Genomic DNA, 13,715 nt, shown 5'->3' with positions numbered 1-13,715 from the left:
CGGGCGCTGATCGTGGCAGGCGGCGCGGTTTTCCCGCCGCTCGCGCGATTCTTTAGCGATGCATCGTCGCTGAATCCGCCGCTTAAGCGATTTGCAAGCGGACGCCGACGTTGTTACGCGTGGCGTTCGAGTACGGGCAGACCTGATGCGCTGCGTCGACCAGTTCCTTGGCCGCGCCGGCGTCCAGGCCCGGCAGCGACACGCGCAGATCGATGTCCAGTGCGAAGCCGCCTTTGTCGTTCGGGCCGATGCCGACTTCCGCCGTGACTTGCGTGTCAGCCGGCAAAGTCTGCTTCTTCTGGCCCGCGACAAACTTCATTGCGCTCAGGAAACACGCCGAGTAGCCAGCTGCAAAGAGTTGTTCCGGATTCGTACCTGCTGCGCCGGTGCCGCCCAGTTCACGCGGTGCTGCCAGCTTAACGTCCAATGCGTTGTCCGACGATACTGCACGGCCGTCGCGGCCACCGGTGCTCGTTGCGCTTGCTTTGTAGAGGATGTTCATGGTGCTGCTCCTATGTCTGGGTTGTCAGGATGTGCAAATTTGCCGCTCTTTGCTGAGCCCGCCGTTCTGGCGGAGCATTGTCGCAGCGGCATGTGAGTAAGATAGTACACAAATCATTTGTGTGCAAATGAATTTTTGCATCATAGCGATAGCGCGCGTTCTGCAACGGGCCGGCTAGTGGTCCATGTAATCGTTGAGAGTGGCGCGCAGTCGAGTCAGGTCGTCGCGCAAACGCAGCAGAAATTCGGGCGTCTGCTGGGTCGCGCACAGGATCTCCGCAGGCACTTCGCGCGCCTGGCGCTTGAGCGCCGCGCCGGCTTTGGTGAGCCGGATATAGACGAGACGCTCATCTTCGACGCCGCGTACCCGCTCCAGCAGCCCTTGTGTCTCGAGGCGCTTGAGCAGTGGCGTGACCGTCGCCGAATCGAGGTTCAGGCGCGCGGCCATGTCTTTGACCGTGACGTCGTCGCTCTCCCACAGCACCAGCATGGTCAGATATTGCGGATACGTCAGGCCCAGCTTGTCCAGTAGCGGCTTATACGCCTTTGTCATGGCAAGCGATGTCGAGTAGAGGGCGAAGCAGAGTTGCTCGTCGAGCGTGAAGGGTAAAGCGGGCCGCTGGGTCATGATGCATCCCGTATAAAAAGAGCGTGCAAATGGATTGCGCGCAAACCATTGTGCCGCAAATCGGCACAGTTTGACGAGTGCAGTTGGAGAGTCAGGAAACGGCGAAGGCATGAGCTGCCGCGAGGGCAGCACAGGCACGGGCGCCAGAACAGCGCCCGCGCCTGTGCGGAACTCAAGCCGCCGGCGTGGTCGGCAAGTCCGGTGCTTCGGGCGTTTGCACGCCGAAGCAGCCGCGATAGGTCGCGTAGAACGAGCAGTACAACATGGTCGTGACGATCATCGTGGCGGGCATCAGGATCGCGAACGCGAAGTCGCCCGCGCCCAGCGCCTGCATCAGCGCCGACAAGCCGAGCGACACGGTCAACGCCACCGCGAACCACAGCGCGCCGAACACGATAAACGCGCCGCGGTTGCGCCAGCAACTGACGAGGCTGAAGAACATCGCCTTGACGGGCGGCACGTCATGCCACGCGGCGAGAATCGGCGAGAACCAGAAAATCATCGCCACCGGAATGTAAACCGCGAAGGCCGTGATCACCGCCAGCGGGATATTGCTGTTGGCGATCGCGTCCTGATCCATCGTGGCGGCGCCGAGCATGACCTTCAGCAGCATGCCGCCGTCGGCGAGCGCCGAAGCGGCTAGCACCAGCGCCATTGCGACGACGTAGAGCACGCCGAGCACCAGCAGCCGTTTGGCGACCACCGGGCCGTACGAGTGAAAACCGTCTACCAGAATCGTCGGGAACACCGGTTTGCCCGCGATCGTGTTGCGGCACGCCGCCATGAAGCCGACCGCGACGCCCGGAATGAAGGCCAGCGGCAATACGCCGCCGACCACCGGAATCTGCGACACGAGCGTCATCACCAGCAGATACGTGAAGAACAGCGTCAGGAACGCGAGCGGGTTCTTGCGGAACAGCCAGATACCCTGCCGGAACCACACATAGCCGGCTTTCGCGGGGACTTCGATCAGTTGCATGAGGTATGGATGCCTGGAAGTGCAACGCCGGTTAGGCGTTCGCGCAGAATGCGCTCGAAATGGCCGGGGTCGTGCGGTTTGAGCAGTTCGGCCGCGCGCGGCAAATGAAAATCATACAGGCGCGAGACCCAGAAGCGGTACGCGCCCGCTCGCAGCATGTCGCCCCAATGGCGGTTTTCTTCGACGGTGAAGGGGCGCACGGTCTGGTACGCGCGCAGCATGGCTTCGGTGCGGGCGTCGTCGAGTTTGCCGGTGGCGAGGTCGACACACCAGTCGTTGACCGTCACCGCCACGTCGAACAGCCACTTGTCGCAGCCGGCGAAATAGAAGTCGAAGAAACCGCCGAGGCGCACTTCGTGGCCCGTGTCCGGCGCGGCATGCGCGAACATGGCGTTGTCGCGGAACAGATCGGCGTGGCACGGGCCTGCCGGCAGCGCGGCGTAATCGGTCGACGCGAAGAAGGCTTCCTGATGCGCCAGTTCGGACGACAGCAGCTCGCGTTGCTCGCCTTCCAGAAACGGCAGGATGGTCGGCACGGTTTCCTGCCACCACGGCAGGCTGCGCAGATTCGGCTGATAGCCCGTGTAGTCGCGTCCTGCCAGGTGCATGCGCGCCAGCATTTGCCCGACTTCGATGCAGTGTTCGATGCCCGGCGCCAGTTCCGGCGCGCCCTCGAGCTTGGTCACGATGGCGGCGGGCTTGCCATGCAAGGTGCCGAACAGCGCGCCGTCTTCGCGCGGCATGGGGTCCGGCACCGGCACGCGATGCGCGGCCAGATGCCGCATGAGGTCGAGATAGAACGGCAGTTGTTCGGCCGTCAGCTTTTCGAAAATCGTGAGGACGTATTCGCCGCGCGTCGTCGTCAGAAAGAAGTTGCTGTTCTCAATACCGGAGGAAATGCCGCGAAATTCGACGACGTCGCCGAGATCGTAATGGCTCATCCATTCTGCAAGTTGGGGTTCGGTGACAGCGGTGAAGACAGCCATGCGGGAAACGTCAGATCAGGTTGGTCGGGCTGGCGCGGTGCGGCCAGTGCGATGTGCGGCAGATGCAGTATCGAAAACGCGTTCTTTCGGAGCCGTGAAGCGCTGCGGCATTTCAACGCCTTACCGCCAGGGTGAAGCTCGGCAAGCAGGCCGAGGCCCGGGATGGCGCCTTGCGGGCACTTGGATCCGGGCGGCGCCCACACCGGGCGCAGCCCCGGCATACATCAATAGGTCAGGTTCACGGACGGCAAACGCGTGCTCGGGCGGCCGTTGTCGCGCACGGTGGGCGACGTGTCGAGCGGCGCGCTCATTTGATAGCGCGTGCCGAGGTTCGAATGCACGTTGATTTCGACGGGCTTGCCTTTGTCGCGGTATTCGGTGATTTCGGTGCCGTTGGCGCTGCGTTCGTAGAAGCTCGGCGTGCGCGGGACGTTGATTTCAACCTTCGAGCTGACCTCGGCGGCCGGACGATTGATCTTCTCCAGGTCGGGCAGACCGGCCCGTTCGTTGGCGGACTGGGGCGCGCCGGGAGCCGGTGTGTCGTCGACAGGCTGGGCAGCCATCGCGGCGTTGCCAAAGGCGAGGGCCAGTGCAACGGCGACGGGAAGGAGCGGCTTCATGGTGATTCTCCAATATGGTGCCCCGATTCTAGCAAATCCCACCTGGTCCTCGGGCGCGATCGCCTTATTTTGCGCCGCTTTCGCGCGGCGTGCGCGCAATCTTGCGAGCCATGTTGCAGCGTGTGTTGCAGCACCGCCAGGTGATTTGGCGATCAACGGTTCCGTGGTAATGTGGCCTGATCATTAGAGGCGAATGAAGATGAACAACGATACCAATCAACGCGCGGTGCAGACTCCCGCCAACAGCTTCCCAACCGAATCCTTCGATGACGCTACCGAGGCCGTCACCCGCCTCTCGGCGATTTACGAAGCGAACACTTCGTTTCTGCGCGACGCCTTCGCGCGCTATCGCCGCAACGAACTGTTCGAGCGCCGGGTACGCGCCTGCTATCCGTTCGTGCGGGTGTGCACCGAGGTCAACACGCATATCGACTCGCGCCGTTCGTATGGTTTCGTCGCGGGTCCGGGCGTGTTCGAGACGACTGTCACGCGGCCCGATCTGTTCGGCAACTACTATCGCGAGCAATTGCGCCTGCTGGCAAAGAACCATCACGTGCAGATCGAAGTCGGCGTGTCGGACCAGCCGATTCCGATTCATTTCGCTTTCGCCGAAGGCATCCACCTCGAAGGCGATCTGGATCGCGAGCGCCTGTTCCTGATGCGCGACGTGTTCGACACGCCGGACCTGGCGCTGCTCGACGACCGCATCGTCAACGGCACGTATGAACCGTTGCCGGGCGAGCCGCATCCGCTCGCGTTGTTCACGGCGGCGCGAGTCGATTTCTCGCTGCATCGGCTGAAGCACTATACGGCGACCTCGCCCACGCATTGCCAGAACTACGTGCTGTACACGAACTACCAGTTCTATATCGACGAGTTCGTCAAACTCGGCCGCACGATGATGGCGCATACCGACGACGAAGAATTGCGCGCCTATCGCAGCGAATACACGTCGTTCGTCGAACCCGGCGACGTGGTCACGTACAACGCGAATCTCGGCGAACAGGAGCAGGAAGGCACGGCGCCGCCGCGTCTGCCGCAGATGCCCGCGTATCACCTGAAGCGCGCGGACGGCAGCGGCATCACGATGATCAATATCGGCGTCGGACCGTCGAACGCGAAGACCATTACCGATCACATCGCGGTGCTGCGTCCGCATGCGTGGATCATGCTCGGCCACTGCGCGGGGCTGCGCAATACGCAGCGCCTCGGCGACTATGTGCTGGCGCACGGCTACGTGCGCGAGGATCACGTGCTCGACGACGACCTGCCGCTATGGGTGCCGATTCCAGCGCTCGCCGAAGTGCAGGTGGCGCTGGAGCGCGCGGTCGCGCAGGTCACGCAACTGGACGGCGTCGAACTGAAGCGTGTGATGCGCACGGGCACGGTGGCGAGTGTGGACAACCGCAACTGGGAGTTGCGCGATCACCGTGAGCCGGTGCAGCGGCTTTCGCAAAGCCGCGCGGTTGCGCTCGACATGGAAAGCGCGACGATTGCCGCGAACGGCTTCCGTTTCCGCGTGCCTTACGGCACCTTGCTCTGCGTGTCGGACAAGCCCTTGCATGGCGAATTGAAGCTGCCCGGCATGGCGGATCAGTTCTATCGCGCGCAGGTCGATCAGCATCTGCAGATCGGTGTGAAGGCGATGGAGCTATTGCGGATGAACGGGCTGCATCGTTTGCATAGCCGTAAGCTGCGGAGCTTCGCGGAAGTCGCGTTTCAGTAAGCGGTTTTTTTGACAGGCAAGAGCGAACGCCACTTCTGCTCGCTCTTGCTCGATGAAAGTCAAAGCTGCCCGAAGCCGGTCAGCCCGATCAAGCTGCCGACCGCCAGAAGCCAGAGTGGGTGAATGCGCGTCGTCATCGCCATGGCAGCGGTGAACCCGGTGATCGCCCACGCAATGGCCGTCAAGTTCGACGCTTCCGCAATCAGCGCCGCGCTCGCCGCGATGATGCCGGCGGTCACCGGCACCAGCCCCAACTGCGCGTAGCGCCGCCACGGGCGGTCCTTGAATCGCTCCCACGCATGCATCGCGAGGATCGTCACCAGCGACGACGGCCCGAACTTCGCCACCGACGTCACCAGCATGCCCGCCCAACCGGCCACGTGCCAGCCGATCAGCGTGACGATCATCAGATTCGGCCCCGGCGCGGCTTGCGCGAGTGCGAACAGCGCGCTGAATTCGCTGGCCGGCATCCAGTGATGCACATCCACCACCTGGCGCTGCATCTCCGGAAGAATCGTATTGCCGCCGCCGAACGCAAGCAGCGAAAGCTGACTGAAAATAACGGCGAGGGCGATGAGTGTCTCGTTCATCGTGCCCTCCTCGACGCGATATAGATGCTGAGCGGCGTCAGCACCAGCATGGTGGGCAGAAGCGGCAGCCGCATGATCGCAATCGCAATGAAGCCGAGTGCCGCGATGATCGCGGCCATTGGGCTATGCCGCAGCGGCAGCAGGATTTTCACGGCCATCGAGATCAACAGGCCGGCCGCGGCGGCGGCGAGACCGGCAAACAGATGACGAACGTGCGGGTCGTTTTGCGTGTGTTCGTACAGCACGCCGAGGCCGATCACCACCAGAGACGGTCCCGCGATCAGTCCGAGCAGGCCGGCCAGCGCGCCCGGCACGCCGCGAAAGCGCATGCCCATTGCCACCGAGAGATTGATCACGTTGCCGCCCGGTAAAAACTGGCAGAGGCCCAGCAAGTCGGTGAATTCGTCGGCGCTCAGCCAGCGGCGTTGTTCGACCAATGCGCGCCGCGCCAACGGCAGTGCGCCGCCAAAGGAGATCAGCCCGAGGCCGAGAAAGCCGCCGAAGATTTCCCGCAATGTGGGCGTAGGCGCCAGCGCGGGCTCGGACGAAGTGAGATCGTGGTCCATATCGGTTAGCTTCCAGTTCAAGCTCAGGAGGTTAGCGCCGAACCGGCGTCGGGCAAAACGATTTTTGAGCGCCGCCTTGTGATCTAGAATCACAAGCATGGCCCGCAATCTTCCTCCTTTTCCGGCGCTGCGCGCCTTCGAAGCCGCCGCGCGGCATGAGAGCTTTACCGCCGCGGCGAACGAATTGCATGTGACGCACGGTGCAATCAGCCGGCAGGTCGCGGCTTTCGAAACGTGGCTCGGCGTGCAGGTGTTCGAGCGTCGCGGCAAGCGCGTGCGCCTGACCGATGACGGGCGCCGCTACCTCGCCACCGTTCAGGCCGCGTTCGACAGCATCGCGCTCGCGACGGATCAATTGCGCGATACCGGCGTCGTCCGTGTGCTGCGCGTGAATGCGTTGCCCACTTTCGCGATGAAATGGCTGCTGCCGCGCCTGCATCAGTTCCAGCGCAAGGTGCCGAATGTGGAGTTGAGATTGGCGACCTCGAACGCGCCGGTCGAGACGCTGGACGGCTTCGACGTCGCGGTGCGGCGCGGCCCCGCGCATTGGCCCAACTGCGCGAGCGGCCATTTTCTCGGCGAGACCGAGATTCCGGTGTGCAGTCCCATGTTATTGCAACGTTCGCCGATCAAGGTCGCCGACGATCTCGCGCGGCACGTGCTGCTGCATTCCGATACGCGTCCGGATGCCTGGCGCAACTGGTTATCGGCGGCTGGAGTGACGGTGAAATGCCGCAAGAAGCAATCGTTCGATCACTTCTATCTGGCCTTGCAGGCCGCGGTGGACGGTCTCGGCGTGGCGCTCGGCCCGTTGCCCTTGCTGGCGGATGAGCTGGCATCGGGACGGCTCGTGGTGCCGCTGGCGGGTCCGCGTATCGATGCGCGCGGCTATTGGTGGGTGGCGAGGCGTGAGGTGGCGGATGCGCCGCTAGTGGCGCAGTTCTGCGAATGGTTGCAAGCGCAAGGCGACCAGACCGATGAAACGGAAACGGGCAGCCTCGAGGCTGCCCGTTAGCGTGCGCGTGTTCATGCACTGTGTTGCGTTGCATTCACCTCGCGCAAGAGCGCGAAGCGGCAGCCTCACAGATAGAACATCCGGTCTTCATCCGACTTGGTCGGCTGCGGCTCGGTTTCTTCGCGGTCTTCATAGAACTTCAGCACCGCTTCGAGCACCTGGTCCGGATCGTCGATGACCTGCATGAGGTCCATGTCGGTCGGATTGATCAGGCCCATTGGCGTGAGCGAGTTCTTGAACCACGCAAGCAGGCCTTCCCAGAACTCGGCGCCCACCAGAATGATCGGCACATGGCGCGACTTCTTGGTCTGGATCAGCGTGAGCACTTCGGCGAGTTCGTCCAGTGTGCCGAAGCCACCGGGCATGACGATCACCGCGTCCGAGTTCTTCACGAACGTGACCTTGCGCGTGAAGAAATGGCGGAAGCGCAACGAGATGTCTTGCCACTGATTGCCCGACTGCTCGTGCGGCAATTCGATGTTCAGGCCGACCGACGGCGCCTTGCCCGCATGGGCGCCCTTGTTGGCCGCTTCCATGATGCCCGGGCCGCCGCCCGAGATCACGGCGAAGCCCGCATCCGACAGCTTGCGGGCGATTTGCGTGGCCAGTTTGTAGTAGGGCGAGTTCGGCTTCAGACGCGCTGAACCATAGATGCTGACAGCCGGACGAATCTCCGAGAGGTACTCGGTCGCCTCGATAAACTCTGCCATAATCGTGAACATCTGCCACGATGCGCGGGCCTTTTTGGCCGTTGCGCGCTCTTGATCTGCGAGTGATCGCAGACTCGGAATCACTTTTCTCTTAGTCATAATGCCTGAAGAACGAAGCCTTGAAGGTAAGACCCTGCTATTGGTCGACGGTTCGAGTTATCTGTACCGGGCCTACCATGCGATGCCGGATCTGCGCAGCCCCGACGGTGGTCCGACGGGTGCGCTCTACGGGATGATCAACATGCTGCGGCGCATGCGCAAGGAAGTCACAGCAGAGTATAGCGCGTGCGTGTTCGACGCCAAGGGCAAAACGTTTCGCGACGACTGGTATCCCGACTATAAGGCGAATCGCCCGTCGATGCCGGACGATCTCTCGCGCCAGATCGAGCCGATTCATGTGGCCGTGCGCGCGCTCGGCTGGCCGTTGCTGATGATAGAGGGCGTCGAGGCCGACGACGTGATCGGTACGCTCAGCACCGAAGCGGAAAAGCGTGGGATGAATGTGATCGTGTCGACGGGTGACAAGGATCTGGCGCAGCTTGTGTCGGATCATGTCACCCTCATCAATACGATGACTAACGAAACGCTCGACCGCGCCGGCGTGCTCGCCAAGTTCGGCGTGCCGCCGGAGCGCATTATCGACTACCTGTCGTTGATCGGCGATACCGTCGACAACGTGCCCGGCGTCGAGAAATGCGGGCCGAAAACAGCGATCAAATGGCTGACGCAATTCGAGTCGCTGGATGGCATCGTCGCACATGCGGACGAAATTAAAGGTGCGGTAGGAGACAATCTGCGCAGAGCGCTCGATTTTCTGCCAATGGCGAAGAAACTCGTCACCGTCGAGCGCAACTGCGATATGACCGACCATATCGTGTCGATCGAGGAAAGCCTGCAAAGCCGGCCCGAATCGCGCGAGGAGTTGCGCGACGTGTTCACGCGCCACGGCTTCAAGACGTGGCTGCGCGAAGTGGAAATCGCGGACGCCGTGGAAGGTCCGGAAACAGATGTGCCGCCGGCTTTGTCGGTGGATCACGAGCGGCACTACGACACCGTGCAGACGTGGGAACAATTCGACGCGTGGCTCGAGAAGATAAACACGGCCGAGCTGACCTCGTTCGATACGGAAACCACGTCGCTCGACCCAATGACTGCGCAGATCGTGGGCTTGTCGCTGTCGGTGGAAGCCGGCCGGGCGGCGTATGTGCCGCTCGCGCATCGCGGCCCGGACGCGCCCGTGCAATTGCCGCGCGACGAAGTCCTCGCGAAGCTCAAGCCGTGGCTGGAAAGCGCCGAGCACAAGAAGGTCGGTCAGCATCTCAAGTACGACGAGCAGGTGCTGGCGAACTACGGCATTGAAATGCGCGGTGTCGAACACGACACGCTGCTGGAATCGTACGTGGTCGAATCGCATCGCACGCACGACATGGACAGCCTCGCGCTGCGCCATCTCGGCGTGAAGACGATCAAGTACGAAGAGGTCGCGGGCAAGGGCGCAGGGCAGATCGGCTTCGACGAAGTCGCGTTGGACAAGGCCGCCGAATACGCGGCGGAAGACGCCGACATCACCTTGCGGCTGCATCAGGCGCTGTATCCGCAAGTGACCGCGGAGAAGACACTCGAGTACGTCTATCGCGCGATCGAACTGCCGACCTCGCGTGTCCTGCGCAAGATGGAGCGCGCCGGCGTGCTGATCGATGCGGAGAAACTGCGCCAGCAAAGCAGCGAAATCGCCACGCGTCTGATCCAGTTGGAAAGCGAAGCGTATGTGCTGGCCGGCGGCGAATTCAACTTGGGTTCGCCGAAGCAGATCGGGCAGATCTTCTTCGAGAAGCTGGAGTTGCCGGTGGTCAAGAAGACGCCGAGCGGCGCGCCGTCCACCGACGAAGAAGTGCTGCAAAAGCTCGCCGAAGACTTTCCGTTGCCGAAGATCCTGCTCGAACACCGTGGCTTGTCGAAGCTGAAGTCCACCTACACCGACAAGTTGCCGCGCATGGTCAACGCGACCACGGGCCGCGTGCATACGAACTATGCGCAAGCCGTGGCGGTCACGGGGCGCCTGGCCTCGAACGATCCGAACCTGCAGAACATTCCCGTGCGCACCGGCGAAGGCCGCCGTATTCGCGAAGCGTTTATTGCACCGCCCGGACACAAGCTGGTCTCCGCGGATTATTCGCAGATCGAATTGCGCATCATGGCGCACATTTCAGGCGACGAATCGTTGCTGCGCTCGTTCTCGCAGGGCGAAGACATCCACCGCGCCACAGCGGCGGAAATCTTCAGCGTGACGCCGCTCGAAGTGTCGAACGATCAACGCCGCGTGGCCAAGGTCATCAACTTTGGTCTGATCTACGGCATGAGCTCGTTTGGTCTTGCCTCGAACCTCGGCATCACGCGCGACGCAGCCAAGCTCTATATCGACCGCTATTTCGCGCGTTATCCGGGCGTGGCGCGTTACATGGACGAAACGCGTGTGAGCGCGAAGGCCAAGGGTTACGTCGAGACGGTGTTCGGCCGTCGCCTGTGGCTGCCGGAGATCAACGGCGGCAATGGTCCGCGCCGTCAGGCCGCCGAGCGCGCCGCGATCAACGCGCCGATGCAAGGCACGGCCGCCGATCTGATCAAGCTCTCGATGATCGCGGTGCAGAATTGGATCGAAGCGTCGAAGATCGGCACGCGCATGATCATGCAGGTGCACGATGAATTGATTCTCGAAGTACCGGACGCGGAATTGTCCGACGTGCGCAAGCGCTTGCCTGAGTTGATGTGCGGTGTCGCCGACCTGAAAGTGCCGCTGGTCGCCGAAGTGGGCGCCGGCCTGAACTGGGAAGAAGCGCATTGACGTGCGTGTGACGGGACGCGATATCGTCGTGCGCATGTCACACATGCGTATTGATGGCTTGTGACAACCCGTGCTGCTCGCGGACAATCGCTGAAAGACGGCGCTCATGTGAAATTGCATGGGCGCCGCACGACGCATAACCCATCGGCAAACACGGAGAGTTCCATGCATCGTTTTATCGTCGTTGGCGGAGGCGCGGGGGGATTGGAGCTGGCGACGCGTTTGGGCGATCGCTATACACCCCACAAGAGCAAGGGCAGTAGTGTGCGGGCACAGGTCACGCTCGTCGACCGCAATCCGACTCATATCTGGAAGCCGCTCCTGCATGAAGTGGCGGCGGGCAGCATGGACCCGTTCACGCAGGAGCTCGAATATGCCGCGCAAGCGCGCTGGCACGGCTTCGAATTTCAGCAGGGCGAACTGACGGGACTGGACCGCGCAAACAAGCGCCTCACGCTCGGCACCGTGCTCGACGACGACGGCGCCGAGCTGCTGCCCGAACGCCGGCTCGAATACGACACGCTGATCATCGCGATCGGCAGCACGACCGCCTTCTTCGGCGTCAAAGGCGCGCCTGAATTTTCCCTCGCACTCGACACGGTCAGCCAGGCCGAGCGTTTCCGCAAACGCCTGATCGCGGCATGCATGCGCGCCGAGCATCAGGTGCATGAACCCGTCGAATCGACGCCGGGCGTGGCGTCTACCGGCGAGCCGCGGATTCAGGTGGCGATTGTCGGCGGCGGCGCGACGGGCGTGGAACTATCGGCGGAATTGCGCAACACCGCGCAGGTCCTTTCCGCATACGGTTTGCATAAGCTCGATCCGCGGCATGACGTCGGCATCGTGCTGATCGAAGCGGGGCCGCGCATTCTGCCGGCTTTGCAGGAACGGGTCTCGACCGCCACGGCCGAGTTGCTCACCAAGCTCGGCGTGAAGCTGATGATCGGCGAAACCGTGGCCGAAGTCGCGCCCGGCATGATCCGCACCGCGAGCGGCAAAACCGTGCGCGCCGATCTGACGGTGTGGGCGGCCGGCATCAAGGCGCCGGCGATTCTGAGCGAGCTCGACGGCCTGCCGGTCAATCGGTTGGGTCAGCTCATCGTGCGCCGCACGCTGCAAACCGAAACCGACGACAACGTCTTCGCGCTCGGCGATTGCGCCGCCTGTCCGTGGCCGGGCAACGAGCGCAACGTGCCGCCGCGCGCGCAAGCGGCTCACCAGCAGGCGAGCTTCCTGATGAAGGCGCTGGCAGCACGGCTCGAAAACAAGCCGTTGCCGGAGTTCACCTATCGCGACTTCGGGTCGCTGGTGTCGCTCGGGCATTTCAGCGCGGTCGGTAATCTGATGGGCGGGGTGATCGGCGGCAATATGCTGATCGAAGGGCTGTTCGCGCGCTTCATGTATATGTCGCTGTACCGGCTGCATATTGCCGCGTTGCACGGCTATGCGCGAATGGTGCTCGATACCTTCGCGCACTGGTTGCGCCGCACCACGCTGCCGCGGGTCAAGCTGCACTGACATGCGCTGATGCGCCGGCGGCGCTCTGGAACGTTGCATCTGCAACAGGATGCGTGTCAGGCGTATCCTGTTGCCTCCAACGTTCAACCGAGGAGCGCCGCATGCTGAAACCCGACATCGACAGCCTGGTCCCGCACGTCCCCTTCAACCGGCGTACCTTCATCAAGGCCGCGCTTGGCACTGGCTTCGCCGCCGCCGTGCTGCCGGTCTCGGCGCAAACCGTTCATACGGATACTGACGGCCTCGAAGCCGGCGAAATCGCGGTGCGCTCCGGCGACACGCTGGTGCCGGCGTATCGCGCGCAGCCGAAGGGCAAGACGCACTTGCCGGTGATCATCGTCGTGCACGAGATTTTCGGCGTGCATGAGCATATCGCCGACGTGTGCCGGCGCTTCGCCAAACAGGGTTATCTCGCGATCGCACCGAATCTGTATGAACGGCAGGGCGATCCGACCGTTTATACGAGCATGCAGCAACTGAACGAGCAACTGGTCAGCAAAGTGCCGGACGAACAGGTGATGAGCGATCTCGACGCGACCGCTGCCTGGGCTGGCGAGCATGGCGGCGATCTGAAGCGGCTGGGAGTGAACGGGTTCTGCTGGGGCGGGCGGATGGCGTGGCTATACGCCGAACATAACCCGGGGCTGAAGGCGGGGGTTGCCTGGTATGGGCGGGTAACAGGCACAAAGAACGCGATGATGCCGGCGAATCCGCTCGACCAGGTCGCGCAGCTTCATGCGCCGGTGCTGGGGCTTTACGGATTGCAGGATCAGAGCATCCCGCAGGACACACTCGAGCAGATGAAGCAGGCTATCGCTCAAGGTCCGCAAGCGGGACGCGGTTCGCAATTCGTCGTGTATGACGATGCGGGCCACGCGTTTTTCGCGGATTACCGGCCGAGCTACAAAAAGGCTGATGCCGAGGACGGCTGGCGCCGTGTGCTGGTGTGGTTCAAGCAGCACGGGGTGGCTTGAGGCGGCGACTTGAGGTGGTCCGAGTTCCCTCGCTTGCGATAAAAAGGCCGTTGCCGCGTT

At 62.7% G+C, this 13,715-nt stretch carries 13 protein-coding genes; 5 read left to right on the top strand and 8 right to left on the bottom strand.

Annotation, left to right across the window (positions count from 1 at the left end; translation table 11 throughout):
• Nucleotides 1–82: 82 nt before the first annotated feature.
• The 5 genes from PQR32_RS35420 to PQR32_RS35400 form a co-directional block, all read right to left on the bottom strand.
• The gene (locus tag PQR32_RS35420; RefSeq protein ID WP_408238505.1) at nucleotides 83–502 is read right to left on the bottom strand and encodes an organic hydroperoxide resistance protein; all 420 of its coding nucleotides are present in this window, start codon (nucleotides 500–502) and stop codon (nucleotides 83–85) included.
• 174 nt (nucleotides 503–676) lie between these two features.
• Nucleotides 677–1,129 carry a MarR family winged helix-turn-helix transcriptional regulator gene (locus tag PQR32_RS35415; protein WP_408238502.1) on the bottom strand — a complete coding sequence of 151 codons (453 nt, stop codon included), beginning with the start codon at nucleotides 1,127–1,129 and terminating at the stop codon, nucleotides 677–679.
• 172 nt (nucleotides 1,130–1,301) lie between these two features.
• Complete coding sequence (locus PQR32_RS35410; protein WP_408238499.1) at nucleotides 1,302–2,108, bottom strand: BPSS1780 family membrane protein; 807 nt, start codon at nucleotides 2,106–2,108, stop codon at nucleotides 1,302–1,304.
• Nucleotides 2,099–3,094: a homoserine kinase gene (locus PQR32_RS35405; RefSeq protein ID WP_408238496.1), complete on the bottom strand. Its 996-nt coding sequence runs from the start codon at nucleotides 3,092–3,094 to the stop codon at nucleotides 2,099–2,101. Before PQR32_RS35405 ends, PQR32_RS35410 begins: the two co-directional genes overlap by 10 nt.
• A 224-nt stretch (nucleotides 3,095–3,318) precedes the next feature.
• Nucleotides 3,319–3,714: a hypothetical protein gene (locus PQR32_RS35400; protein ID WP_408238493.1), complete on the bottom strand. Its 396-nt coding sequence runs from the start codon at nucleotides 3,712–3,714 to the stop codon at nucleotides 3,319–3,321.
• A 199-nt stretch (nucleotides 3,715–3,913) separates the two neighbouring features.
• Here PQR32_RS35400 and PQR32_RS35395 point away from each other — a divergent pair, with 199 nt between their 5' ends.
• Complete coding sequence (locus PQR32_RS35395; protein ID WP_012428586.1) at nucleotides 3,914–5,440, top strand: AMP nucleosidase; 1,527 nt, start codon at nucleotides 3,914–3,916, stop codon at nucleotides 5,438–5,440.
• A gap of 59 nt (nucleotides 5,441–5,499) precedes the next feature.
• Here PQR32_RS35395 and PQR32_RS35390 read toward each other — a convergent pair whose 3' ends face one another.
• Nucleotides 5,500–6,030 carry a chromate transporter gene (locus PQR32_RS35390; RefSeq protein ID WP_408238490.1) on the bottom strand — a complete coding sequence of 177 codons (531 nt, stop codon included), beginning with the start codon at nucleotides 6,028–6,030 and terminating at the stop codon, nucleotides 5,500–5,502.
• Nucleotides 6,027–6,596, bottom strand: coding sequence for a chromate transporter (locus PQR32_RS35385; RefSeq protein ID WP_408238487.1), 570 nt, complete (start codon nucleotides 6,594–6,596; stop codon nucleotides 6,027–6,029). Before PQR32_RS35385 ends, PQR32_RS35390 begins: the two co-directional genes overlap by 4 nt.
• Before the next feature lie 97 nt (nucleotides 6,597–6,693).
• Here PQR32_RS35385 and PQR32_RS35380 point away from each other — a divergent pair, with 97 nt between their 5' ends.
• A complete protein-coding gene (locus tag PQR32_RS35380; protein WP_408238484.1) occupies nucleotides 6,694–7,611 on the top strand; it encodes a transcriptional regulator GcvA in 918 nt (305 codons plus the stop codon).
• Between the two features lie 65 nt (nucleotides 7,612–7,676).
• On the opposite strand, the gene PQR32_RS35375 is transcribed toward PQR32_RS35380, so the two are convergent.
• Nucleotides 7,677–8,420 carry an LOG family protein gene (locus PQR32_RS35375; protein ID WP_106282655.1) on the bottom strand — a complete coding sequence of 248 codons (744 nt, stop codon included), beginning with the start codon at nucleotides 8,418–8,420 and terminating at the stop codon, nucleotides 7,677–7,679.
• Nucleotide 8,421: 1 nt separating this feature from the next.
• Here PQR32_RS35375 and polA point away from each other — a divergent pair, with 1 nt between their 5' ends.
• The 3 genes from polA (at nucleotide 8,422) to PQR32_RS35360 (ending at nucleotide 13,655) form a co-directional block, all read left to right on the top strand.
• Entirely contained in the window at nucleotides 8,422–11,163 is a 2,742-nt protein-coding gene (polA, locus tag PQR32_RS35370; RefSeq protein WP_408238481.1) for a DNA polymerase I, read from the top strand.
• Nucleotides 11,164–11,328: 165 nt separating this feature from the next.
• A complete protein-coding gene (locus PQR32_RS35365) occupies nucleotides 11,329–12,681 on the top strand; it encodes an NAD(P)/FAD-dependent oxidoreductase (RefSeq protein ID WP_408238478.1) in 1,353 nt (450 codons plus the stop codon).
• A gap of 101 nt (nucleotides 12,682–12,782) precedes the next feature.
• Entirely contained in the window at nucleotides 12,783–13,655 is an 873-nt protein-coding gene (locus PQR32_RS35360) for a dienelactone hydrolase family protein (RefSeq protein ID WP_408238475.1), read from the top strand.
• The last annotated feature ends 60 nt before the right edge of the window (nucleotides 13,656–13,715 follow it).

This window comes from Paraburkholderia dipogonis (genome assembly GCF_046027395.1).
GTDB lineage: Bacteria > Pseudomonadota > Gammaproteobacteria > Burkholderiales > Burkholderiaceae > Paraburkholderia > Paraburkholderia dipogonis_A.
This window is presented reverse-complemented; position numbering and strand designations above follow the sequence as displayed.

Bases quoted from the DNA above. Each gene is read 5' to 3' on its own strand.
- PQR32_RS35420 (WP_408238505.1), bottom strand. From the start codon at position 502: ATGAACATCCTCTACAAAGCAAGCGCAACGAGCACCGGTGGCCGCGAC.
- PQR32_RS35415 (WP_408238502.1), bottom strand. From the start codon at position 1,129: ATGACCCAGCGGCCCGCTTTACCCTTCACGCTCGACGAGCAACTCTGC.
- PQR32_RS35410 (WP_408238499.1), bottom strand. From the start codon at position 2,108: ATGCAACTGATCGAAGTCCCCGCGAAAGCCGGCTATGTGTGGTTCCGG.
- PQR32_RS35405 (WP_408238496.1), bottom strand. From the start codon at position 3,094: ATGGCTGTCTTCACCGCTGTCACCGAACCCCAACTTGCAGAATGGATG.
- PQR32_RS35400 (WP_408238493.1), bottom strand. From the start codon at position 3,714: ATGAAGCCGCTCCTTCCCGTCGCCGTTGCACTGGCCCTCGCCTTTGGC.
- PQR32_RS35395 (WP_012428586.1), top strand. From the start codon at position 3,914: ATGAACAACGATACCAATCAACGCGCGGTGCAGACTCCCGCCAACAGC.
- PQR32_RS35390 (WP_408238490.1), bottom strand. From the start codon at position 6,030: ATGAACGAGACACTCATCGCCCTCGCCGTTATTTTCAGTCAGCTTTCG.
- PQR32_RS35385 (WP_408238487.1), bottom strand. From the start codon at position 6,596: ATGGACCACGATCTCACTTCGTCCGAGCCCGCGCTGGCGCCTACGCCC.
- PQR32_RS35380 (WP_408238484.1), top strand. From the start codon at position 6,694: ATGGCCCGCAATCTTCCTCCTTTTCCGGCGCTGCGCGCCTTCGAAGCC.
- PQR32_RS35375 (WP_106282655.1), bottom strand. From the start codon at position 8,420: ATGACTAAGAGAAAAGTGATTCCGAGTCTGCGATCACTCGCAGATCAA.
- polA (WP_408238481.1), top strand. From the start codon at position 8,422: ATGCCTGAAGAACGAAGCCTTGAAGGTAAGACCCTGCTATTGGTCGAC.
- PQR32_RS35365 (WP_408238478.1), top strand. From the start codon at position 11,329: ATGCATCGTTTTATCGTCGTTGGCGGAGGCGCGGGGGGATTGGAGCTG.
- PQR32_RS35360 (WP_408238475.1), top strand. From the start codon at position 12,783: ATGCTGAAACCCGACATCGACAGCCTGGTCCCGCACGTCCCCTTCAAC.